We start from the raw sequence: 21429 nt of genomic DNA on the forward strand, positions 1-21429 counted from the left end.
TTCTCCCGCGCCCCGCCTTCGGGTGCCTGAAGCGAGGGCCGGGTCAGACCTGTGCGTCGGCCCCCTGGTCCTCGTCGCCCGCCCGCGCCTCGGCATCCTCACCGCGAAGGAAGCGTGCCTGGAGATCGGCGACGCGGCGGACCGATTGCGCGTGTTTGGGCGAGACGGGTTCCAGCGGAGCCAGCCCCCGCTTGATCGCCAGGAGGTCAGGGTCGCCCCAGCGTTCGAGCAGCGCCTGGAAGGCGGCGTGGCGGGCGGGGTCGAAGGCGATGCGGCGGCCCATCCCGTCCTTGTAGGGGTGGGGTGGGTGAAGCCCGCCGCAGGGCACGAAGCCGCCGGGGATCGGCGTCGTCGCCGCATGGGTGCGCCCGGCCCGCAGGAGCTTGGGCAGAACGTGCGTGTGCGGTCCTTCGGGGCTGGTACCGCCGGGGCCGGGGATCGGCGCATAGACCTCGATCCGCCCGATGCGGGCGCGGAAGATCCGGTGCGGGCTCATCGCTGCGAGGCGCGGGCCGATCGGATTGTCGGTGGCGAAGACCGGCTTCCCGACCCCCGCGCGCAGGCAGGCGATGGTGTCCGGATCGCTCGCGCGCACACAGGCATCGACGGCCCGCAGCCCGAGCCCGAGATCGAACAGGATCGCCGCACGGTCCTGCTCCCGCGCCGCCTCCAGGTCGGGACCGAGTTCGGTGACGACCGTTCGCCCGCTCATGGCGCAGGCCGAATCGGGCAGGCACAACGCCACGGCGTGGTTGTAGCCGCCGGAGAATCCGGTCTCGTAGGCGACGGGCCTGAGACCGGGGCTGAGCGTCAGCGCGACGGCACCGCGATCAGTGGCGAGGCCCATTCGCGCGTCCGGCAAGGGTCGCACCGGCTCGTCGTCGTCGCGCATGAACTCGGCGATGGCGCCGAAGCTGCCGAGACTCCAGGCGGTGCCGGCATCGTGGAGCGCAGCGTGCAGCAGGCCTTCGACCTCAGAGGGTACGGGGGTCGGCGGCATCTCTCGTCTCCTTTGCTGTCACGCGGGCCCAGGGCAGGATGTAGGGCGTGCCGTCGGGTGCCTGTCCGCGCCGGACCGTGACGCCGAAGGTCGCGGCCAGCCGCGCATCGGTGAGCGCGTCCTCGGGCCGCCCGTCGGCGACGATGCGCCCGGCCTCCATCACCACGATCCGGTCGCAGCAGCGAGCGGCCAGCGTGAGATCGTGCAGCACCGCCACCACGCCCGTCCCGCCCCGGGCGATATCGCGGAGCAGGGCCATGGCGTCGAGCTGGTGGGCCGGATCGAGGGCGGTGATCGGCTCATCGACGAGCAACCACGCAGCCTCCACCGCGAGCGCGCGGGCGAGCAGCACCCGCATCCGCTCACCGGAGGAGAGCGTCGGCTCAAAGCGCTCGGCGAGGTCGGCGATACTCGTCGCTGCCATGGCACGGACAATGGCGGCCACATCGGCGCCCGAGAGGCCGGCGAAGGCACGGCGGTGGGGCAGGCGGCCGAGCGCCACGATCTCGCGGACCCGCATCGGCCAGCCGACGCCCGCCCCCTGGAACAGGACGGCGATCCGGCGGGCACGGGCCTCGCGGGAGAGGCGGTCGAGCGGCGCACCGTCGAGGGCCACGCCCCCCTTCGTCGGGCGAAGGAGGCCGGCGAGAACCCGTAACAGCGTCGTCTTGCCGGCCCCGTTCGGCCCGACGAGGCCGACGAGGCGGCCGGGTTCGAGGGCGAGGCCGATGCCGGACAGGAGGGCGCGGCCGTCGATGGTGACATCGACGGCGTGGGCGAAAAGGCTCATTCGGGCCGCCCCCGGTTCCGCAGCAGCAGGACGATCAGGAACGGCGCACCGACGAGGGCGGTGACCACGCCGAGCTTCAGCTCGGGCCGGGTGGCGAAGAGCCGGACGCCGAGATCGGCCGCGAGCACCAGCACGGCTCCGGCAAAGCCGCTCGGCCACAGGCTCGCCCCCGGCCGGCCGCCGACGAGCGGCCGGACGAGGTGCGGCACCACGAGCCCGACGAAACCGATGGCGCCACTGACCGCCACACCGCTGCCGACGGCGAGCGCCGCCCCCGCGATCATCCGCAACCGGACCGAGGTGAGATCGAAGCCGAGGCTCGCGGCGGTGTCCTCGCCGAGCGCTAGGGCGTCGAGCGCGGAGGCCGTCGAGAGCATCAGAGCCCAGCCCAGCGCCATCAGCGGCAAGCAGAGCAGGACGTGATCGAGGCTGCGGTCGGCCAGCGATCCCATCAGCCAGAAGACGATTTCCAGGGCCGCATAGGGGTTCGGCGACAGGTTGAGGGCGAGCGCGGTGAGCGCGCCCGCGAAGCTGGAAAGCCCCACGCCCGCGAGGATCAGGCCGAGCGTGCCGCTGCCGCGGGCGGCGAGGCCGATCAGCAGCAGTGCGGCACAGGCCGCCCCGGCAATGCCGCCGAGGGGCAGGGCGAGGCCCATGCTACCGGCAAGGCCGCCATAGAACACGATCACCGCGCCGAGGGCCGCCGCCGAGGAGATGCCGAGGATGCCGGGATCGGCCAGCGGATTGCGCAGGAAGCCCTGCATCACCGCCCCGGTCAGGCCGAGGCTGAAGCCCACGAATCCGCCGAGCAGGGCGCGGGGAAGTCGCAGCTCCCACAGCACCAAAGCGGCCAGGGTCTCCCGGCCGGCGATCCGATCGGCCGCCGCCGCGACGAGATCGAAGGTCGCATAGCCGACCGCCACCGAGGCGAGCGTGAGCAGTACCGAGGCGAGCGCGAGGGCAAGCGTGAGCGGGGCCGGCCGCGCCGCGCGAAACCAACGCGTCGGGCGCTCGGTGCGGAGAAGGGGGGCGTTCACGGCTGCTCCGCCCTCTGCCGGGCCGCTTCGGCGAGGCGCGCCAACACCTCTGCGACCTGCGGGCCGGGGCAGGTCCACAACCGGTTCGGGATCGAGACAAGGCGGCCCCGTTGCCGGAGCGCGGCGAGAACCGGATGGTGCAGCAGCGTGTCGGCGAGCGAGGGAGTGCCGGGCTCGGCTTGGTCCATGACGATGACATCCGCGTTCGCCAAGGCTGCGGCCTCCAACGGCACCTGCCCGAACCGGTCGCGGCCGATCTCGGCGGCGACGTTGACGAGCCCGGCGGCGCGGATCAGCGCGTCGCCGAGACTGCCGGGTGCCACGGTGAAGGCATTCGGGCGCATCACCAGGGCGCGCAGCGGCTTTTCCGACGGCGTGACCGCGGCGAGGCGCGCATCGAGATCAGCGGCCATCGCCTCGCCGCGCTCCGCATGGCCCAGAGCGGCGGCCACGGTGCGGATCTGCCCGCGCACGCCGTCGAGATCGGCCGGCACGCCGAGTTCGAGCACGGGAAAACCGGTGCGCTTGAGCATGGCCACGGTGGCCCGCGTCGTGAACGCACCCGCCACGACGAGGTTGGGGCGCAAAGCCAAGATCTCCTCCGAGAGGCCGCGGATCACCGGCAATCCCTCGGCCCTGTCCGCCACCAGCGAGCCACGGGGATCGCGGGCGAACCCGGTGACGCCCGCCACCTGCGCCCGGTCGGCGAGGCGCAGGACCAGCTCGTCCGCGCACAGGTTCATCGAGACGACGCGCGTTGGCATCGCCGCGGCGAAAGATGCCTTCGGCAGGAGGGTCAGCAGCAGGGCGAGGGCGTGGCGCAGCCGCATCACGGGCTCAGAACGAGATCAATCGAGCCCCGCCATAGACCGCGAGCCCCGGCCCGAGGAAGGGGGATGGAGAACCAGATGGCGGCCCGGACAACGAGCAGCATCGATCCGGCCCAGGCGACAACCCGCGCAAAGAGAGAGGAGTGGGGCGCGGGAAGGAGCCTCGGGCGACGGCGGCGGCGGGGAGGCTCACCGCAAAGTGTCTCTCACGAAACTTCCACCGCGCTGTCATCGCCAGAACGAGAGACGTCGGGGACCGGGGGTTTTATGAGGCACTCCAATTGCGTGGGCAGCCACGGCATGGGGCGCGAAAACCGGCGCTGCGTTCCCCTCTGGTCCCCGAAGGAAACCGTCGGCTCCAAGCGGAGCGAGGGATCCGGCGGCGGGTCGACATCCGCCTCGCGTGGTCGGACACAAGGAGAGAGGCTTCTTCTTGTGATCGATCGGGTACGCTGCCGGCTCAGGACACGGGCAAAGCCGGATAAGCTGCATACGCACCGACTTGATCTTCGTAGTTCAAAGACCACAATCCCCTATACTGACGATCCGCCGTACGCGTGTTTTTCCAGACTTGGATCGACAATTTGCGCGACGTTCGTGCCGTCGCGCGCATCGCCAAGCACATCGATCGGTTGGCACTCGGCAATCCGGGCGATGTCAAATCGGCTGGAGACGGTGGCAGCGAAATGCGGATTGATCACGGCCCCGGCCACGGGATCGACTTCACCCCCAAGGCAAACAGATCGTCATTTTGCTTTGCGGCGGAGACACGAGTTCACAGGAGCGGGACATCCGAGCTGCGAAAGCGCTCGCGAAGGCGCTGAGGTCCAAACTCAATCAGCTTAGATAGGGCAAGGGCTGCTAAGGGTGGCAACCGGACCCTAACCTTGCGCCCCGAAGCGGACGTTCCACATCCGACCCGACATGGTCATCCCGTTTGTTCCATCGAGTGCTCGAAAGCGGACGTGAGACTCTATTTCTGCGAACGGCAAAGCAAGGTGCAGCACCGACGGTCATTATTGGGTCGGGGGCCTAAGGCGCACGCAGCCGTTGGCGATGCGGTCCGAGAGGGTTGGTTGCGACTCTCGGTAGGCGTCTGCGCAAGGACGGGCGCCTTGGAGATCGCTGAACAGCCATAGGCGTTGACGGTCAGCAGAGGCGGTCACAAGCCGGCCCTCGCGGCGTTCTCGGCCAGACGCTCATGGATCCTGTCCAGGGTGACCGGCATCCAATCCCAGCAGTCGACACCGACATCAGGCCCGCCGCCGTCCCCGGCAGGGCTGCCATGCGAATGCCCGTAAAGGTGGATGGCACTACGGAAGCTGTTCGGCCAAACCACGTGTGCGCAATGCCTCAGCCATATGCGGACGGGCCCCGACGCCTCGTCCAGCACCTCGATGCGGGCGACGTCGCGTATGCGACCGCCCCGTCGACGGGAGGCCCATCGCCACCGACCGTCTTCGCATCGCCGCCGGAAAGTGCCGTGGCGGTCGGCAAGGGAGGCTCGGACATCGATGGCTTATCAGGCTGCGGATGTGGCGGGAAGCATCGCGGAAGATGCCCCCCAGGACCGGGCTCGGCATCCGGCCATGACGGCAGCGTAACAGCAAATGGCGTCGGCCAGCCGTTCATCCCTCCGAGGGAATGCGCGTGCGCGTCCTTGTACGTCCGCGCCGAAGCGATGTACGTCTTCGGACGAAGCGCTTCCGGCATGGCGGGGGTCCGAGGGGGTGCGGCGGGTTCGATGGGAAAGGTCGCGGCGACACCGGCACCCGACAGCGCTCCCTCCTGGACCGCCCGGCACCTGCGGCTGGCCATCGAGGCTGCCGAAGTCGCGCTGTGGTCCTGGAACGTCGACGACGACACCTTCGCCATGGACGCCCGTGGCTTCGGGCTCTGGGGACTTCCGCCCAAACCCCACGTGAGCTTCGAGGACCTGTCCTCGCGCATCCATCCGGCCGACCGCGACCGTGTCAGGGCGGCCTTCTCGGCGACGCGCGCCATCCTCGGACCCTACGAGACCGATTTTCGGATCATGGATGGCAACGAGGTCCGCTGGATCTCGGCGCGGGGGCAGGGCGACGACCAGGGGATCATCGGAGCGGTGATGTTCGGCGTCTTCCTCGATGCGACGGGACGCAAGCAGGCCGAGGAGGGCCACGAGCTTCTCGCGGGCGAGATGAGCCACCGGGTCAAGAACCTGCTGGCCATCGCCACGGCCCTGACCGCCATCACCTCCCGATCGACCACCACCACGGTCGACATGGCGCGCGAGCTGACCCAGCGGCTCACCGCCCTCGGGCGAGCCCACGACCTCGTCCGGCCACTCCCCGGTGGGGACGGGAAGGCCGCACTCCTCGGCGACCTTCTTGCCATCCTGCTCGCGCCCTATGACGACATGGGCGCCTTCAGCGGCCGCATCCGTGTCTCAGTCCCGAGGATGGGCGTCGGCGAGGCGGCCGCGACGACGTTGGCCCTCGTGGTGCACGAGCTCGCCACGAACTCCCTCAAGTACGGCGCCCTCTCGGTCCCGACCGGCACGCTCGACGTATCGTCTCCCGTTCACGAGGACGCGGTGGTGATCACCTGGACGGAACGCGGCGGTCCGCCCGTGACCGCGCCGACCGGCCCTGGGGGTTACGGGAGCAAATTGCTCAAGCGCGCGATGACCCAGCAGTTGGACGGGTCCATCGAGCGCGAGTGGGACGCGGCCGGCGTCGTCGTCATGCTTCGAATGAACAAGGCATACCTCGTGGCGTAATGGCTCGAGCCATCGGCCCGCCCGGGAACGCCGTCCCTTGCAAGGTCCGGCCCCGGTGCTTGGACGCGATTGATCCGGCCCTGCCTCCGCCGATGCCGTTTCCTCGCATCGTCCCGCGACCGGGCGTAGGGTCATCCCAACGGGAGAACCGGCAAGCCGGAGCAGCGAGCCCTGCTTCGCCTGATCGGGACGCTGGTCGACGTTCCCCCGTATGCCAGCCGGACCGACGGCCCGGAGCCGACGGCGATGGGACCATCTCCGGCCGGGTCGGGCAGGCGAGCCGCCGACCCCTCGTAGACCGAACGGATGGGCCGCGTGCGCCGTGACGTGCCAAGACCGCCTGGGGATCGTTGACCTTTCCGTTGGGTCTCTTCGACCCTCACAGGGAGAACGCCCAACCGGCGCCGCCGCCCCCTGTCTCGTCGCCGAGGGGCAAGTCCGGATGGGGTTCCGGCCCCCACGCCTGCCGCAAGGTCGCCTTGGCCCTCCGCGCCCACCCGTTCCAAGGACTTTGCCGCCCCATCATGGGACTCGTTGCGGCGAGGTGCCCGGCGGCGCACCCCGGGCCGCTCTCGCCAGGTTTGTGAGACGTCCTGCGCCCATGCATGCGCCTCAAGGGGGTTCGAGCGGAATGTCCAGGGTGCAAACGAGGCCGTCCGACTCGAACAAGATGCGCACCTCTCCCCCAAGCTCGTTAGCCACGCCCCTCTCGATCATCCGGCTGCCGAAGCCTCGCCGGGTCGGGGGTAGCACCGGTGGGCCACCCGCCTCCTGCCAGCGCAGCTTGATGCGTTGCATAGCTTCGGGTGAAGCACCGACGTCATCGAACGCCGCCCAAGATATCGTCACGGTGCCCGTCTCGTTCGACAGGGCCCCGTACTTGGTCGCGTTCGTCGTGAGCTCATGCAGCATCATCGACAGCGCCAGCGCGCACCGCGGCACCACGCGTACAGGCTCGCCGTCCCAGCGGCAGCGTTGCGCAAGGGCATTGTGGAGGCTCAGCGCGTCCTGCACCAACCGGCCGAGGTCGGCGCTTTCCCACTTCTCGGCAGTGAGCACGTCGTGCGCCTTGGCCAGGGCGATGAGGCGCGCCGTGATGGTATCCCGTGCCTCCTGCAGGGAGACCGCCGACCGCAGCGTCTGCGTCGTGAAGGCCTGAACCGTGGCGAGCGTGTTCTTCACCCGATGGTTGAGCTCGTGGATGAGGATCTGCTGGTGCTCGCTGGCAAGCTGCGCTTCGGTAAGGTCCCGTAGGATCTTCAGGAAGCCCGTGAGGCCGCCTGCGTCGTCGCGCATCGGCATCATGAGGCCGTTGGCCCAGAACCGTCCGCCGTCCTTGCGCAAGTGCCAGCGGTCGTCGTCGGCCCGGCCCTCCGTGACGGCCAGCCTCATCTCCTCCTCGGCGATGGCGTCTTCATTGTCCTCGGGCGTGAAGATGACGTTCACCGGCTGGCCGATGGCCTCCCCCTCGTCCCACCCGAGCAGGTTCTCCGCTCCGCTGTTCCAGCCGGTGATGCGCCCGGAGAGATCCAAGGTGAAGATGGCGTAGTCCCTGGCGCTCTCGACGGCGAGGCGATAGCGGGCCTCGCTCAGCCCTAGCGATGCGAGGCGTGCCGTCATGTCGACGAGGGATCGCTCGCATTCGGCCAGGCGTGTCTCCGCAAGCGCCAGGGCAGCCCTACCCTCCGAAATCTCACGCTCCTGCTCCATGACGGACCCAGGCGACCCTGCGCCCCCGCGCCGGACAGATTCGTCGAGGGCACGCCTCAGGCGAGCGATCTCCGCTTCGAGCGCGGCGTTCCGGCCTTGGAGTGAAGGCTCCGAACCCTCGGCCCCCTTCAAGCCGGGGCTCCCGTCGATGCGAGAAGGAGGGATGGATCCTGCATCATGCATACCGGCGAAGCCGCATCGAAGTGCGACGATGGCACGGCGTCCACGTTCGTGGACTCGGGCCCCCCTCCCACGAAGGAAAGACCCCTCGTCGTCCTCATTGAGGCTTTGGAGTAATCCCGTACGACGATGGTCGGTTCGGTCGCGATGTCAACGAGAGCTAGCTCTACACAGGTCGGCAGGTGAGAGCGTCGGACATCCCCACGCTCGGCGGAGAGGCCGGTGCCCTCGACCGAACCCTGGACGATGGTAAGCCGCTCGTCGTGCGTATCGAAGGTCATGCGTGCCATGTCGCTCCCCGCGTGGATCAGGCGGGAGCACATCGAACTCTCAGGCGCCGACGCCCAAAAGTAGTGGCCAGCGATTGAGTCAATATAAGCCCTAATCTGCGTAAAACAATGACTGAGATTGGATTTATGCCCGAAGGACATCCATTCCTAAAATAAAGTTCGTATTTACGAATTGGTATCGGAACTTCTCGGAACTTGAGATCTTAACCTTGACCGTAGCAGGGCTCCGCTCGATTTACGGTAGCGAGGCAAATCGTGGCCATACTGGATCCCATTACCGGAAGACGAGTCTCAATCGAGAGCATGACGTCGGCGCATTCGCGCGACGGACGACAGGCGACGCCCAGGCATCGCGTCGAGGAACAGACGTCAATCAGGTCCAAGGGCGAGGCCAGGGACAATCGAACGCTCTGCTTAGGCAGCTATAATCCCGCCGTTGAAGCCGGACCTTCAGCGCCGAGCCTTTTCACATTCAATAAGTTCCTCTAATAAAAAAGGCTATGTAATATTGTTTTGCTTCGGCGATATTATAAAACCAGGATCTCGATGACCCCCTTTCAATTCGTTATAGCCGCCTCATTCTTTTGCACGCTTGGGGGCGGTGCTGCCCTTGCCCAGTGTCAGATTGCGGATGCCAAGCTTGAGGAGGCCATCCTGCAACGGCCCGACCTTCACGGGCCCGCCAATCGGCAGACCGTAAAGGATCTTCGGAGCCTACGGGATGCGGCGTTCACGCTTTGGTCCTACGGTCGCCATGCGGATTGCGAGCGTCTGATGGCCAACATCCGAGAACTGATCGCGGGGCCTGCGATGACCAGCCTGGGCGACAACGACGAGGATGCGGCCGAGGAGCAGATGGCGGCGCGGGAGCCGAAGGTTCGTCGGGGGGCGACGGAAGGCCGGCGCAACCAAAAGGGCGCCTTGCCGCTCGTCGATGTCGACGGTCTCGTCCTCGGGTTGAGGGCGGACCAGATCATCGGTGCGGAGGTTCGCAGCTCCGACGACCGGATCGTCGGAGAGGTCAGGAACGTCATCTTCGGGAGCAAGGACGGCCGGGACTACGCCATCGTTGCATCGGGTGGCTTCTTCACCCCCGGCAAGGACAGCATCGTTGTGCCGATCCGTTCCCTCAAGGTGACGGAGGAGCGGGATAGCTTCTTCCTCCCCTTTCCGGATGCAGAACTCAAAAGCATTCCCCGCATGCCGGACCAGTATTACCAGTGGCTCTCCGACGAGGCATGGCGCAATCGAAACGACGCCCTGTTCGTGAGACGATGACACCGTGAACGGCCGGAAGCGGGAAGTCGTGCGCCGCCGCGGGATCGTCCGTTCGCGACGTCGGGTGCAAATCGGTCTGCCGCGCGTGGGGACGTCCGTTCCCGGCCTACGATCTTCGAGAACGAGCCCGGAGTTTCAAGGATCGGTTAACTCGCCATCGGCGAGACATCACGATTAGTTTTTCGAAGATGGTGGATCGCCCGATCCTGGAGTTCACGCCGAGGGACATCGCTTTGTTGCGCCCCGCCAACGAAACCGAGCGCCTTGCCGCCCTGCGCGACCTGAACATCCTTGATACCGCACCCGAGACACAGTTCGACGCGATCTGCCGAACGGCTCAGGTCCTGTTCGATACGCCAATCGCACTGGTCTCCCTCCTCGACGAGGACCGGCAGTGGTTCAAGGCGCGCTGCGGGCTGAACGACGACGGGACGTCCCGTGACGTCGCGTTCTGCAATCATACCATCCTCGCCGACGAGGTTCTCGTCGTCGAGGATGCGGGGGAGGATGCGCGGTTCGGGATGAACCCCCTGGTCACGGGGGAGCCGCGCATCCGGTTCTATGCCGGCGCACCGCTGATCCTGAGGTCCGGCATCCGGGTCGGATCGCTCTGCATCATCGATACCAAGCCAAGACGCTTCTCGACCGAGCAGGCCAACCAACTTCGCGACTTGGCCGAGGTCGTGACCGCGAACCTGCGCGTCTACCAGGATCGGAGCGAGCATCGTCGCGTGGCGGCGACGCTGGAGGATACCGATGATGCCCTGCGCGACGCAAATACCCGCTACGCCTCGCTTGCCGATGCCCTGCCGCAGATGGTGTGGACCGTCTCGCCCGAAAAACGCGTCACCGCCTACAGGAACGCAAGTTTCCGTACCTACTACGGCGAGACCGAAAGGTCGGGCGGGCGAACTCACAGCCGCAACCATCCGGGCGACGTCGAGCGCATGTCGAGCGCCTGGGAGGCCGCGGTTTCAAGCAAGCAGGCTTTCGAGCTCGAAGGTCGCCTCAGGCGCCATGACGGGGATTACCGCTGGCACCGCATCGTCATGATCCCCCTGCAGCGCAGCGGAGAGGTGATCGAGTGGCTCGGTACGGCGCTCGATATCGACCACATCATCGCGGCACAGAACGCGCTGAAGGCGACCGGAGACCTCCTGCGTCTCGCCCAGGAGGCGGCCGAGGCGGGCATCTGGGAGTGGGACATGCGCGACGACGTCGTCCGGCTCTCGCCGATGAGTGCCCGCATGCACAACCTTCCGCTTCCGGTCGGTCGGGACGCTATGGAGATCCCGCTGGCCGATTGGAAGGCGCAAGTCCATCCCGACGACCTTCCCGGGGTCTGGGACGAGGTCAAGCGAGCCATCGCGGACCGGTCGACGTACAGCTGCGAGTTCCGCATCGCCAACCCTGCCGTCCCGGCCGAGCCACGATGGATGCAGTCCTTCGGACGCATGCTCGACGACGAGACCGGTGAGCCCGCTCGCTGCGTCGGCCTCCAGATCGACATCACGGATCGAAAGGTCTCCGAGGCGCGCATCGCCCACGTCGCGAGCCATGACAACCTCACCGACCTGCCCAATCGTGCGGTCTTCCATGCAACCCTTGAAAAGTGCCTCGCGGATATCGGAAACGCTCCAGCCGCGTTGCTTTGCCTGGATCTCGACCGCTTCAAGACGGTCAACGACACCCTCGGACACCATGCCGGGGATGGGCTTCTGCGGGTCGTCGCCGACCGGTTGAGGGAGTCCATCGGGAATGACGGCGTTATCGCCCGCCTCGGCGGGGACGAGTTCGCGATCATTTTGCCGGGGACCAGGCTTGAGGACGCCCAAGCTTTCGCGCGGACCGTCATCGACGCCATCGGCCAACCTATTCATCTCGGCAGCCAGGTCGTGACCATCGGCGCGAGCGTTGGGATCGCGCACGCACCGGAGCATGGACTGGAAGTGGACCTCCTGCATCGCCACGCCGACCTGGCCCTCTACCGGGCCAAGGCCGCTGGACGGAACAGCTTCCAAGTTTACACCAAGGGAATGGACGAAGCGCTGGAGGACCGGAACAAGCTTGAGTTCGATATGCACCTGGCCCATCGAAAGGGGGAGTTCCGGCTGAATTACCAGCCCATCGTCGGGCTGGCGGATGGGCAGATCCGTGGCTTCGAGGCCCTGATGCGCTGGCCGCATCCGACCCGCGGGATGGTCTCGCCGGCCGAGTTCATCCCAATCGCCGAGGAGACCGGCCTGGTGGTTCCCCTCGGAGCCTGGGCCCTGGAGGAGGCCTGCCGCTTCGCCGCGTCGTGGCCGATCCAGGCGCGCATCGCCGTCAACGTCTCGGCGGTCCAGTTCCAGCGGCCCGGCCTCGAAGCGGCTGTCGCGAACGCCCTTGCTGTCTCCGGTCTGGCGGCCGACAGGCTCGAACTGGAGATCACGGAAAGCCTGATGATCCAGGACGGCGACGCGGTCATCGCCTGCCTGCACAGGCTGAGATCCATCGGCGTGCGTATCGCGCTGGACGATTTCGGGACGGGGTACTCCAGCCTGAGTTACCTGCGGCGCTTCCCGTTCGACAAGATCAAGATCGACCGATCGTTCGTACGCGAGATCGACGACCTCGACGCGCAGGCCATCGTCCGCGCCGTCGTCAGCATCGGCGAGCGTCTGGGGACCGCGATCACCGCCGAGGGGGTCGAGACTGAGGATCAGCTCGCCCTCGTGACCCAAACGGGATGCACGGAGGTTCAGGGTTTCCTTTTCGGCAAGCCGATGACGCCGGAGCAGGCCCTGGCTTTTATGAGAGAGCAATCCCCTCGGAAGGCGGCGTGAAGCAGCCGTCAGGCTACAACCGCAAGATCAATGTCTGCTTGAGGACCGGACACGTCTGAAAGCAGCCAGACTGTTTCCCACCCAACCCGGTCGTTGCCCTCTACCTCAGCATCCTTGGAGCGGACATTCCGAGGGCCTGCAACGGGTCGTGAACGGGCGCGGCGACCATGTCCGCTCTCATGAATTGTCGCTCGGAAGCGGACCGGCGAAAATCCACCCACCCCGGTCGTCTGACGCTGCTGATCGTCGAGCCCGAGAGCAGACGCTCCCAGGGACTGCAACGGGTGGGTAGCAGAAGTCAGCCTCTAGCCTCGAAGCGGACGTTTCGCATCCGACCCAACCCAGCCGCCGGAAGCACTATCGGCGTTCCCCCAAAACGGCCGTTCGCCAACCGCCTAGCAACCTCGGCTCAAGGTGATTTGCGGACGTTCGCGCATTGGCCGAGACCAGACGCTGCAACATTACCGACGCAGTTGGTCTACGTCAGTGATTCCGCTCGATTCCATCGACCTCTCGTAGCGCCGGCACGGCGAAGTCGAGGAAGGCTCGAACGACGGGTCTGAGGCGCTGAGTGGCCCGGTAACTGACGAACAGGTCGGACGGGCGGATTTCCCAGTGCGGGAGCACGCGGACCAACTGGCCGTTTGCGATATCGCGATCGACCAGAAGAAGCTGTGCCGTCCCGACGCCGCGCCCGGCCCGGATGGCTTCGAGCAGCACGCTCGCGCTGTTCGTGCTAAGCGTGGGTGTGATCGTGACTACCAAGTCTTCGCCATTCCGTCGCAGTGTCAGGGTGCTGTTCTCCGAGAGCGATGCGTCCGTGACGATGAGGTCGTGTGCTGCAAGCCCGGCTGGCGTCTCGATCGGCGAATGGGCGGCGACATAGGACGGCGAGGCCACGAGGTAACGTCGAACGATCCCGATGCGCGACTGCACGACCTCTTGCGCATTCGCCCGGGTGTGTCCGAACGCGAGGTCGATGTCGCCGGTGCGAAGATCGGCCGGCATGTTGTCGAGCCTCAGATCCACCGCGACCCTTGGATGGAGCTGCCTGAACCTATGCGCGATATCGTGGAGATGCCGTTCGCCGAGACAGGCCAACGCCTGCAGCTTCAGCGTTCCGCCGATGGCGCCTGCCTCCCCCTTCGCAGCGCCGATCGCCGCGTCGATGGTCGATAGCGTATCGCCGAGACGCTCTCGTAAGCGTGCGCCCTGATCAGTGGGCCGGGCGCCGGTCGGTCCGCGCGCGAGCAACTTTGCCCCGACATGGCTCTCAAGATTGCGGATCAGCTTGCTGACGGCCGGCTGGGACAGCCCGAGGTCGCGAGCTGCGGTGGTCATCGACCCGCGTTCAAGCACTTGCACAAAGGCGCGCAGCGAATTTGCGAGATCCATCGGGCCATAACCGTTCAGCATGGGGCACTTTCCGGCGCGGGGAATAGCGTCCGCGCCGTCCCCTGCCAAACATGGAAGCCAACAGCAGGGGATCACACATGGACATCGAACGCCGCACAGTCCTCAAGAGCCTCGCGGGCACCGCCCTCGCCGTGTCAGCCGCCTCGCAGGCTCGCGCGCGCTCGGTCCAGATTGAAACCCGGTCCGCCCGCCTGAACGGCTGCGACATCCATTATCGCGTCGCGGGTTCCGGTCCTACGATCCTGCTGCTGCACGGCTGGCCGCAAACGTCCTTCGCATGGCTGGGTGTCATGCACAGGCTAGCCGACCGATATCGCCTGATTGCGCCCGATCTCAGAGGCACCGGCCTCTCAGAGAAGACGGTGTCTGGATACGACAAGCGCACCATTGCCGAGGACATCCGGCAGCTGATCACGCGGGAGGCGGATGGCCGGGCACATCTCGTCGGTCACGACATGGGGGGCAAGGCGGCCCTCGTGCAGGCCCTGGTGGCGCCGGAGTCCATCTCGAAGTTGGTGCTCGTCGATTGCTCGGTACCTGGCACCGAGAATATGGACACTTGGCGCGGCGGCCTCTGGCACTACGGCTTCCACATGGCGCCCGGCATTCCGGAGATACTGACGAAGGGCCACGAGCGGGACTACATCGCGTCCCAAATCAAAGCCTGGTCGCACCGCAAGGACGCCGTGTCCGAGGAGGCCATCTCCGAATTCGCCTCGCATTACGCGAAGCCGGGCGGGATGACTGCGGGGTTCAACTACTATCGCACCTTGAAGGCCGACGCTGAGCTGGTGGCTTCGTTGAAGGATCGCCGGCTCGTCATGCCTGTGATGACCATCGGCGGGCGCCAGAGCGTCGGCAACAAGCTCGCTGATGCCGTTGCGCCGCGATGCGACCGACATGTGGGCGTCATCGTCGAGAATTGCGGCCACTTCGTCGCGGAAGAAGCCGAGAGCGAGTTCTGCGACCATCTGGTCCGGTTCTTGGCGGCGTAGGCGCCGCAATCGGACCTCCCGATAGTCTGTGTCGGGCTGCGAGCGGGCTGGGCGGCAGCGTCCGCTTCGATGCCTTGCGGCTCGGAAGCAGACCATCTGCAAACCACCCATCCCGGTCACAGGTGACAGTCAGCCGGGTTGCCCGTGAGCGGACATTCCCAGGGTCCGAGAAGGGTCGGGAGCAGTCCCCCTCATGACCGAGCTGATTGGGTTCTGACCCTATGACGATGGGCCTCTAAACGCAGCCTTACGACAACGCCGAGCCCCTGAAGACGCCCGACCACATCGCGGCCTATCTCGATGCCGTGCTGGAAGACAACGATCCGGCGCTGCTCGCCCACGCGCTCGGTGAGCTCGCGCGCGCGGAATCACACAGATCGCTCAGGACGTCGGCCGGTCGCGAGACCAACTCTATCGAACCCTGTCCGATGAAGAGAACCCGCAACTGGACACGCTCACGGGTGTGATGAAGTCGCTAAAGCATTGTCCCGAAAGGTGGTTGCCGGCTTTCGGAAAAAAGATGATGCGAAAACAAGAGCCTGGAGCCTCGTCCTGGATCCGATATCCAGGACGATGCTTTAGGATCGCGCCTCAGCGTGCATCCGATCGAGGTGGAACGGTCGGCCTGAGCAAGGGCGCCACGAACTCCCTCACTCCCACTCGATCGTGCCGGGCGGCTTCGAGGTGATGTCGTAGGTCACCCGGTTGATGCCCTTCACCTCGTTGATGATCCGCGTCGCGACGCGGCCGAGGAAGGCCATGTCGAAGGGGTAGAAGTCGGCGGTCATGCCATCGACCGAGGTGACGGCGCGTAGCGCGCAAACGTGGTCGTAGGTGCGCCCGTCGCCCATCACGCCGACGGTCTTGACCGGCAGGATCACCGCGAAGGCCTGCCAGATGGTGTCGTAGAGGCCGGCCTGCCGGATCTCGTCGAGATAGATTGCGTCGGCCTTGCGCAGGGCTTCCAGCTTCTCGCGGGTGATGACACCGGGGCAGCGGATGGCGAGGCCGGGGCCGGGGAAGGGATGGCGGCCGACGAACGCCTCGGGCAGGCCGAGTTCCTTGCCCAGCAGGCGAACCTCGTCCTTGAACAGCTCGCGCAGCGGCTCCACGAGCCGCATGTTCATCCGCTCGGGCAGGCCGCCGACATTGTGGTGGCTCTTGATCGTCACGGACGGACCGCCGGAGAACGAGACGCTCTCGATCACGTCCGGGTAGAGCGTGCCCTGCGCGAGGAAGGCGGCGCCGCCGATCTTCTTGGCTTCGGCCTCGAACACGTCGATGAAGAGCCGGCCGATGGTCTTGCGCTTTACCTCGGGGTCGTCGACGCCTTCGAGCGCACCGATGAACAGATCCTGCGCCTGAACGTGGACGAGCGGGATGTTGTAGTGGTCGCGGAACAGGCGGACCACCTCGTCGCCCTCGCCGAGGCGCATCAGGCCGTGATCGACGAAGACGCAGGTGAGCTGGTCGCCGATCGCCTCGTGGATCAGCACCGCCGCGACCGAGGAATCGACGCCGCCGGAGAGGCCGCAGATCACCTTTTCCTTGCCGACCTGCTCGCGGATCTTGGCGATCGCCTCCTCGCGGTAGGTGCCCATGGTCCAGTCGCCGGAGCAGCCGGCGATGTCGCGCACGAAATTGCGGATCAGCAGGGCGCCGTGCGGCGTGTGGTGCACTTCCGGGTGGAATTGGACGGCGTAGTAGTGGCGCCCCTCGTCCGCCACCGCGGCGAAGGGCGCGTTGCGCGACATCGCGATGGTGGCAAAGCCATCCGGCAGCTTCGTCACCCGGTCGCCGTGGCTCATCCAGACCGGGTATTTCTCGCCCGCGTGCCAGACTCCCCGAAACAGCGGCGAGTCCGAGACGATCTCGACCTCGGCGCGGCCGAACTCGGCATGGTGGCCGCCCTCGACCTCGCCGCCGAGCTGGGCCGCCATGGTCTGCTGGCCATAGCAGATGCCGAAGACCGGCACGCCGGATTCAAAGATCTTTTGGGGGGCGCGCGGCGACAGGTCCGTCGTCACCGATTCCGGGCCTCCGGAGAGGATCACGCCTTTGGGCCGGTGCGCGTCGAAGGCGGCCTCGGCCTTCGTGAACGGCACGATCTCGCAATAGACGCCCTCCTCGCGCACGCGGCGGGCGATGAGCTGCGTCACCTGGGAGCCGAAATCGACGATCAGGATCTTGTCGTGGTGGGAGGTATCGATGGTCATGCTGCCTCGGGCCTTCTGCGATACCGGTTAGACGAGGCCTCGGAACGGCGCAACGCGCCTGGGGTCAGGAGGCACATGCGCGAGCGCTGACGTCGCCGCCGTTAATCTTACGTTCACGGTTTCGGGGCGAAACGGCACGCCCCTCGAAACGGACAGGAGCCATCCGACCATGAGAGCTGCCCTCTTCGGAATCGCCGTCACGATCGCAGGTTTCGGCGCCGCCGCGCCGGCCCAGGCCCTTCCCCTTTCCGGCGCCGCTCCGCTGACGGACGGATTGTTCCAGCAAGCTCAGTACAGCCGCCGCGTCGTCCGCGGTCCGCGCTGCCGGACCGTCGTCACCAAGCGTCGTGGCCGGTTCGGCCGGGTGGTCGTCACCCGCGAGCGCCGCTGCTTCTGATCACGACGCCACACCGAGAACGATGAGCGGCCCCCGGAGACGGGGGCCGTTTTCATTTTGAGTACCGCCATCGCGCGGAGACGATGTCCGGGCATCGTCCGCATCGGATGCGAAGCTGCGGTCTCGAGCCTTCAGCCCGGTCGCCGCTGCGGAACTGGCTTTGCCTCGACAAGCCGTGGTCCCTTCAGCCGTCTCGCCGGGCCTCATCCGTGAAGGGGCGGTGGCTGACGGCTTCGGCTGCGACACCGATCACGGCACCGGCCAGGACATCGACGGGAAAATGCGCGCCGCGTACGATCTGGATGGCCGCGATGGCGGCCGCGGCGCCATAGGCCGGGGCTGCGGCGTTGGGATAGGCGCGCGCTACCGATCGAGCCACGGCAACACTCAGGGCTGCGTGCCCCGAGGGGAAGGATTGCCAGGGGCCGATGCCGGTCCCAGGCCGACCGCGCGCGTAGTGCCCCTCGTCCATGAACACGTTGGGACGGGTGCGGTGGACCGTCCGCTTGATCGTCGTCTTCACGAGGCTGGCCACAAGGCCGGCCGTGAGCATGTTGCGTCCCGCATGAGCGAGTCGGCGGTCACGGGCGACCATGCCGAGGGCCAGGGCCGTCGTCGACAACGCGAAGAGAGCCTGCCAACTGCCGATTTCGCTGGCCGATCCCATGGCCTGGATCGCCGGACGATCCTTCGCCCGCGCGAGCGAGAGACCGGATGCGACGTCGACCGCCTCGATCCCGACGGCCAATTGCGTGGCGCGGGCGCGGATCGAATGTCTCGGTGTCTTCGCAAGCATGGCCCTAAACGCCCGGGATCGGCAATGGTTCGCGGCACGTGACGCGCCCGCGAGCCGTCGCCGATGGGTGTCGGCGTGGGAGCGATCGTAAGCCGAGCGTTACGACTTCAGCAGGCCGTGGCCGCGCATCCAGGCCATGAACAGGGCAGGCCATGCCGCCGCGGGACTGCCCGGCACACCGAGCCCGAAGCCGTGCCCCCCGCGCTCGAACAGATGCATCTCGGCGGGCACCTTCGCCGCCCGCAGCGCCGCGTACATCAGAAGCGGATGGTCGGTCACCGCGATCCGGTCGTCGGAGGCCTGGACCATGAAGACCGGCGGTGTGCGCTCGTTGACCTGCACCTCCACCGAGTAGGCCCGCCGCCGCGCATCGGGCGGGTCGTCGCCGACGAGCACCCGGCGGCTCGACATGGTTCGGTCGAACGGCGCCCGCATGGTGACGATCGGGTAGATCAGCCCGGCGAAGGAGGGGCGGGCGCTGAGGCCGTCCGCCTCGTCGGTGTCATCGTAGAGATCCTGCTCGGCATCGGTCGCGGTCACGCCCATCAGGTGGCCGCCGGCGGAGAAGCCGAGCACGCCGATCCGGTCGGGATCGAGGCCGTATTCCTCCGCCCGCCAGCGCACGAGGCGCATGGCCCGCTGCGCGTCCTGCCGTGGCGCATCGGGGCCGTCGCGCCATTCCTCACTCGGCAGACGGTAGACCAGCACGAAGGCGGTGATGCCGGCGCGTGCCAGCCATTGCCCGACCGGCAGTCCCTCGTTGCCGATATCGATGCGCAGATAGCCGCCGCCCGCCGCGATCAGGATGCCGGCGCCGTTCGGGCGCTGGGGGCGGATCACGAGAAGACAGGGCCGCACCACGCCGGTGATGACGCCGGTCAGGGTCTCGTCGAATCGGTATTCCGAGCGGAACGGCCCTCCGCCGCCCGGCGGAAGGTCCGGCCACAGATCAATGATTTCGAGGTCGGAGCCGGGCGCGGATTTCGGCAGGGGCTGGACGACGTCGCCGGTCTGCGGACGCACCGGAAGACGCACGGCCGGCGGTACCTCCGCCCCCTGCGCCCGCGCCTCGGCCGCGGTCAACACCGCCGCCGTCCCCGCGAGCAGGGCTCGCCGGTGCAACGTCATGGTCTCGGCCTCGCCGTCATCGAAACCCCCGCCGCGGCAATGCGCAGGAATCTCGTCCGTGGCGGCTGCCCCGGCCTGTCCCCCGCGCGGTTCCGGTGAACAACGGGATCAGCGCGCAACCGATCCGGCCTCGGATCAGCTTTTGCGTGTCATGGTCGCGACATAGAAACCGTCGGTGCCGGTGAGGGCAGGGCTCATCTGGATGCCGCGGGCCGTCTTACGGACCTTCTCGGCGAGACCGGGAACGGGCGCGAGATCGGTCGCCACGGGCCGGACCGCCCTGCTGCGCTGGAGCAATCCGTCGACGGCGGCGTCGTTCTCCTCGGGCAGGAGCGAGCAGGTGACGTAGACGAGGGTTCCACCGGGACGCAGCAGACGGGCCGCCCGGTCGAGCACCTCGGCCTGCTCGGCGAGCCGGCCGGCAAGGCTGCCCGGCCGCAGGCGCCACTTGGCATCGGGGTTGCGGCGCCACGTGCCGGTGCCGGTGCAGGGCGCATCGACCAGAACCCGATCGACCGTGCCGTCGAGATCGGCCATCACGTCGGCGCGCGCCTTGCCGGTGCGCGGCGTGCGCACCTCGACCTGCGCACCCGAGCGGCGCAGGCGCTCGTGGATCGGGGCGAGCCGGCGCGGGTCGGCATCGGTGGCAATGATGTGGGCGGCGTTGCCGGTGATCGCAGCGAGCGCCAGCGACTTGCCGCCGCCGCCCGCGCAGAGATCGACGATGGTCTCGCCCGGCTTCGCCCCGGCGAGCAGGCTCGCGATCTGCGAGCCCTCGTCCTGAATCTCGAACCCGCCCTCCAGAAACAGCGGATCGACATGAAGCGCCGGGCCGCGCCCGTCCTCGCCGAGCGGGATGCGCAGTCCGAGGGCCGAGAGCGGCGTCGTCTCGGGCGAGAGGTCGGCCAAAGCCGCGAGGGCCTCTTCGCGGCTCTGGTTCAGGGTGTTGACGCGGATATCGAGCGGCGCCCGGCGGCCGAGCGCCCGCAGCTCGGGCAGCAGCGCCTCGCCGAGCAGCGCAGCCAGCGACGGCAGCACGAAGGCCGGCGCATCGCCCGCGACGTCCGGCGGCGCGTCGGCGAGGCTTCCCTCCGCCAGCCGCTTGCGCTCGTCCTCGGTGAGGGGCGGGGGGGCGAAGCGTGCGCCGTCGAACAGCGAGGCGATGCTGGGCTCGGCCAGACCGCGCTGAAGGCGCAGCATGCCGATCACGATGGCCCGGCCGGTCTCCGCGCCCATGACCCAGGCGGCGGAGGCCCGGCGCCGCAGCCCGTCATAGACGAGACTCGCGATGGCCGCGCGGTCGCCGGAGCCGGCGTAGCGGTGGGCGAGCCCCCAATCCTTGAGGGCGTCGGCGGCCGGGCGGCGACGCGCGGCGATGTCGTCGAGGATCTCGATGGCGGCGGAGAGGCGGGCGGAGGGGGTCAGGATCGGCTCCGGAAACGTTTCGTTAAACTTGCCGTCGTGCGGCCACGCTTGGACCCACAGCCCGACACGATAAGGCCGAGCTTCCGGCACTTTGGGCGTTCAGAACGGCACGATGGCCCTGTCCGTCAAGGACAAGTGAGAAAAGGACCCCTCGGATGCCGTCCGTAAGCCTGAGTTTGAAGCCTTTGGTGTGCGCGAGTCTGCTCGCGCTCACGCTCGCCGCCTGCTCCACCGCACCGGCCGCGCCCAGCCTCGATCCGGTGCCGCCGCCCGCCCGCCGGCCCGACGCCAAGACGCAACTCGAATACGGCAGCCCGCCCCCGCCGCCGCCCGGCCGGTACTGAGGAACGGCGCA

General features: G+C 67.5%; 17 protein-coding genes and 2 pseudogenes. 8 read left to right on the top strand and 11 right to left on the bottom strand.

Annotation, left to right across the window (positions count from 1 at the left end; genetic code table 11):
* Nucleotides 1-43 precede the first annotated feature (43 nt).
* The 4 genes from E4V01_RS13060 to E4V01_RS13075 are packed head-to-tail and all read right to left on the bottom strand — an operon-like array spanning nucleotide 44 to nucleotide 3657.
* Complete coding sequence (locus tag E4V01_RS13060) at nucleotides 44-1000, bottom strand: hypothetical protein (protein ID WP_135298632.1); 957 nt, start codon at nucleotides 998-1000, stop codon at nucleotides 44-46.
* A complete protein-coding gene (locus E4V01_RS13065; RefSeq protein ID WP_135298633.1) occupies nucleotides 975-1790 on the bottom strand; it encodes an ABC transporter ATP-binding protein in 816 nt (271 codons plus the stop codon). The genes E4V01_RS13060 and E4V01_RS13065 overlap by 26 nt, the downstream gene beginning before the upstream one ends.
* Nucleotides 1787-2827: an iron ABC transporter permease gene (locus E4V01_RS13070; protein WP_135298634.1), complete on the bottom strand. Its 1041-nt coding sequence runs from the start codon at nucleotides 2825-2827 to the stop codon at nucleotides 1787-1789. Before E4V01_RS13070 ends, E4V01_RS13065 begins: the two co-directional genes overlap by 4 nt.
* Nucleotides 2824-3657, bottom strand: coding sequence for an ABC transporter substrate-binding protein (locus tag E4V01_RS13075; RefSeq protein WP_135298635.1), 834 nt, complete (start codon nucleotides 3655-3657; stop codon nucleotides 2824-2826). The genes E4V01_RS13070 and E4V01_RS13075 overlap by 4 nt, the downstream gene beginning before the upstream one ends.
* A 535-nt stretch (nucleotides 3658-4192) precedes the next feature.
* Here E4V01_RS13075 and E4V01_RS26195 point away from each other — a divergent pair.
* Nucleotides 4193-4507: pseudogene (locus tag E4V01_RS26195) on the top strand (type II toxin-antitoxin system RelE/ParE family toxin).
* A gap of 894 nt (nucleotides 4508-5401) precedes the next feature.
* Nucleotides 5402-6418 (top strand): sensor histidine kinase, encoded by a 1017-nt coding sequence (locus E4V01_RS13085; protein ID WP_060771571.1) that lies wholly within the window; start codon nucleotides 5402-5404, stop codon nucleotides 6416-6418.
* Nucleotides 6419-7030: 612 nt separating this feature from the next.
* On the opposite strand, the gene E4V01_RS13090 is transcribed toward E4V01_RS13085, so the two are convergent.
* Complete coding sequence (locus tag E4V01_RS13090) at nucleotides 7031-8038, bottom strand: sensor histidine kinase (RefSeq protein ID WP_245517545.1); 1008 nt, start codon at nucleotides 8036-8038, stop codon at nucleotides 7031-7033.
* 218 nt (nucleotides 8039-8256) lie between these two features.
* Entirely contained in the window at nucleotides 8257-8589 is a 333-nt protein-coding gene (locus E4V01_RS25695) for a hypothetical protein (RefSeq protein WP_144440022.1), read from the bottom strand.
* A 555-nt stretch (nucleotides 8590-9144) separates the two neighbouring features.
* On the opposite strand from E4V01_RS25695, the gene E4V01_RS13095 reads away from it, so the two are divergent.
* Together E4V01_RS13095 and E4V01_RS25710 are read left to right on the top strand one after the other, a co-directional pair.
* Nucleotides 9145-9876 carry a PRC-barrel domain-containing protein gene (locus E4V01_RS13095; protein ID WP_135298637.1) on the top strand — a complete coding sequence of 244 codons (732 nt, stop codon included), beginning with the start codon at nucleotides 9145-9147 and terminating at the stop codon, nucleotides 9874-9876.
* A 188-nt stretch (nucleotides 9877-10064) separates the two neighbouring features.
* The gene (locus E4V01_RS25710; RefSeq protein WP_135298638.1) at nucleotides 10065-12701 is read left to right on the top strand and encodes an EAL domain-containing protein; all 2637 of its coding nucleotides are present in this window, start codon (nucleotides 10065-10067) and stop codon (nucleotides 12699-12701) included.
* Between the two features lie 483 nt (nucleotides 12702-13184).
* Here E4V01_RS25710 and E4V01_RS13105 read toward each other — a convergent pair whose 3' ends face one another.
* On the bottom strand, nucleotides 13185-14117 hold the full coding sequence (locus E4V01_RS13105; RefSeq protein ID WP_245517546.1) for a LysR family transcriptional regulator: 933 nt from the start codon (nucleotides 14115-14117) through the stop codon (nucleotides 13185-13187).
* A gap of 77 nt (nucleotides 14118-14194) precedes the next feature.
* On the opposite strand from E4V01_RS13105, the gene E4V01_RS13110 reads away from it, so the two are divergent.
* Together E4V01_RS13110 and E4V01_RS26685 are read left to right on the top strand one after the other, a co-directional pair.
* Complete coding sequence (locus tag E4V01_RS13110) at nucleotides 14195-15112, top strand: alpha/beta fold hydrolase (protein WP_245517548.1); 918 nt, start codon at nucleotides 14195-14197, stop codon at nucleotides 15110-15112.
* A gap of 254 nt (nucleotides 15113-15366) precedes the next feature.
* A pseudogene (locus tag E4V01_RS26685) lies at nucleotides 15367-15800 on the top strand (addiction module antidote protein); the annotation flags it as partial.
* On the opposite strand, the gene guaA reads toward E4V01_RS26685, so the two are convergent.
* Nucleotides 15763-17328 (bottom strand): glutamine-hydrolyzing GMP synthase, encoded by a 1566-nt coding sequence (gene guaA / locus E4V01_RS13120; RefSeq protein ID WP_060770335.1) that lies wholly within the window; start codon nucleotides 17326-17328, stop codon nucleotides 15763-15765. The pseudogene E4V01_RS26685 and the gene guaA overlap by 38 nt on opposite strands.
* Before the next feature lie 169 nt (nucleotides 17329-17497).
* Here guaA and E4V01_RS13125 point away from each other — a divergent pair, with 169 nt between their 5' ends.
* Nucleotides 17498-17725 carry a hypothetical protein gene (locus tag E4V01_RS13125; RefSeq protein WP_060770336.1) on the top strand — a complete coding sequence of 76 codons (228 nt, stop codon included), beginning with the start codon at nucleotides 17498-17500 and terminating at the stop codon, nucleotides 17723-17725.
* A gap of 184 nt (nucleotides 17726-17909) precedes the next feature.
* Here the strand turns inward: E4V01_RS13125 and E4V01_RS13130 are convergent, their stop codons facing one another.
* The 3 genes from E4V01_RS13130 to E4V01_RS13140 form a co-directional block, all read right to left on the bottom strand.
* Nucleotides 17910-18521, bottom strand: coding sequence for a phosphatase PAP2 family protein (locus E4V01_RS13130; protein ID WP_060770337.1), 612 nt, complete (start codon nucleotides 18519-18521; stop codon nucleotides 17910-17912).
* A gap of 99 nt (nucleotides 18522-18620) precedes the next feature.
* A complete protein-coding gene (locus E4V01_RS13135) occupies nucleotides 18621-19649 on the bottom strand; it encodes an alpha/beta hydrolase (protein WP_135298640.1) in 1029 nt (342 codons plus the stop codon).
* A gap of 135 nt (nucleotides 19650-19784) precedes the next feature.
* Nucleotides 19785-21134, bottom strand: coding sequence for an RsmB/NOP family class I SAM-dependent RNA methyltransferase (locus E4V01_RS13140; RefSeq protein ID WP_135298706.1), 1350 nt, complete (start codon nucleotides 21132-21134; stop codon nucleotides 19785-19787).
* A 95-nt stretch (nucleotides 21135-21229) separates the two neighbouring features.
* On the opposite strand from E4V01_RS13140, the gene E4V01_RS13145 reads away from it, so the two are divergent.
* Nucleotides 21230-21418: a hypothetical protein gene (locus tag E4V01_RS13145; protein ID WP_012254268.1), complete on the top strand. Its 189-nt coding sequence runs from the start codon at nucleotides 21230-21232 to the stop codon at nucleotides 21416-21418.
* Nucleotides 21419-21429 lie beyond the last annotated feature (11 nt).

Source organism: Methylorubrum sp. Q1 (assembly GCF_004683995.1).
In the GTDB taxonomy this organism is placed as follows: Bacteria; Pseudomonadota; Alphaproteobacteria; order Rhizobiales; family Beijerinckiaceae; genus Methylobacterium.

Coding starts and splice junctions, on each gene's coding strand:
- E4V01_RS13135 (WP_135298640.1), bottom strand. CDS start 19,649: ATGACGTTGCACCGGCGAGCCCTGCTCGCGGGGACGGCGGCGGTGTTG.
- E4V01_RS13085 (WP_060771571.1), top strand. CDS start 5,402: ATGGGAAAGGTCGCGGCGACACCGGCACCCGACAGCGCTCCCTCCTGG.
- E4V01_RS13060 (WP_135298632.1), bottom strand. CDS start 1,000: ATGCCGCCGACCCCCGTACCCTCTGAGGTCGAAGGCCTGCTGCACGCT.
- E4V01_RS13105 (WP_245517546.1), bottom strand. CDS start 14,117: ATGCTGAACGGTTATGGCCCGATGGATCTCGCAAATTCGCTGCGCGCC.
- E4V01_RS13145 (WP_012254268.1), top strand. CDS start 21,230: ATGCCGTCCGTAAGCCTGAGTTTGAAGCCTTTGGTGTGCGCGAGTCTG.
- E4V01_RS25695 (WP_144440022.1), bottom strand. CDS start 8,589: ATGACCTTCGATACGCACGACGAGCGGCTTACCATCGTCCAGGGTTCG.
- E4V01_RS13125 (WP_060770336.1), top strand. CDS start 17,498: ATGAGAGCTGCCCTCTTCGGAATCGCCGTCACGATCGCAGGTTTCGGC.
- E4V01_RS13075 (WP_135298635.1), bottom strand. CDS start 3,657: ATGCGGCTGCGCCACGCCCTCGCCCTGCTGCTGACCCTCCTGCCGAAG.
- E4V01_RS13110 (WP_245517548.1), top strand. CDS start 14,195: ATGGACATCGAACGCCGCACAGTCCTCAAGAGCCTCGCGGGCACCGCC.
- E4V01_RS13090 (WP_245517545.1), bottom strand. CDS start 8,038: ATGACGGCACGCCTCGCATCGCTAGGGCTGAGCGAGGCCCGCTATCGC.
- E4V01_RS13065 (WP_135298633.1), bottom strand. CDS start 1,790: ATGAGCCTTTTCGCCCACGCCGTCGATGTCACCATCGACGGCCGCGCC.
- E4V01_RS13095 (WP_135298637.1), top strand. CDS start 9,145: ATGACCCCCTTTCAATTCGTTATAGCCGCCTCATTCTTTTGCACGCTT.
- E4V01_RS13130 (WP_060770337.1), bottom strand. CDS start 18,521: ATGCTTGCGAAGACACCGAGACATTCGATCCGCGCCCGCGCCACGCAA.
- guaA (WP_060770335.1), bottom strand. CDS start 17,328: ATGACCATCGATACCTCCCACCACGACAAGATCCTGATCGTCGATTTC.
- E4V01_RS25710 (WP_135298638.1), top strand. CDS start 10,065: ATGGTGGATCGCCCGATCCTGGAGTTCACGCCGAGGGACATCGCTTTG.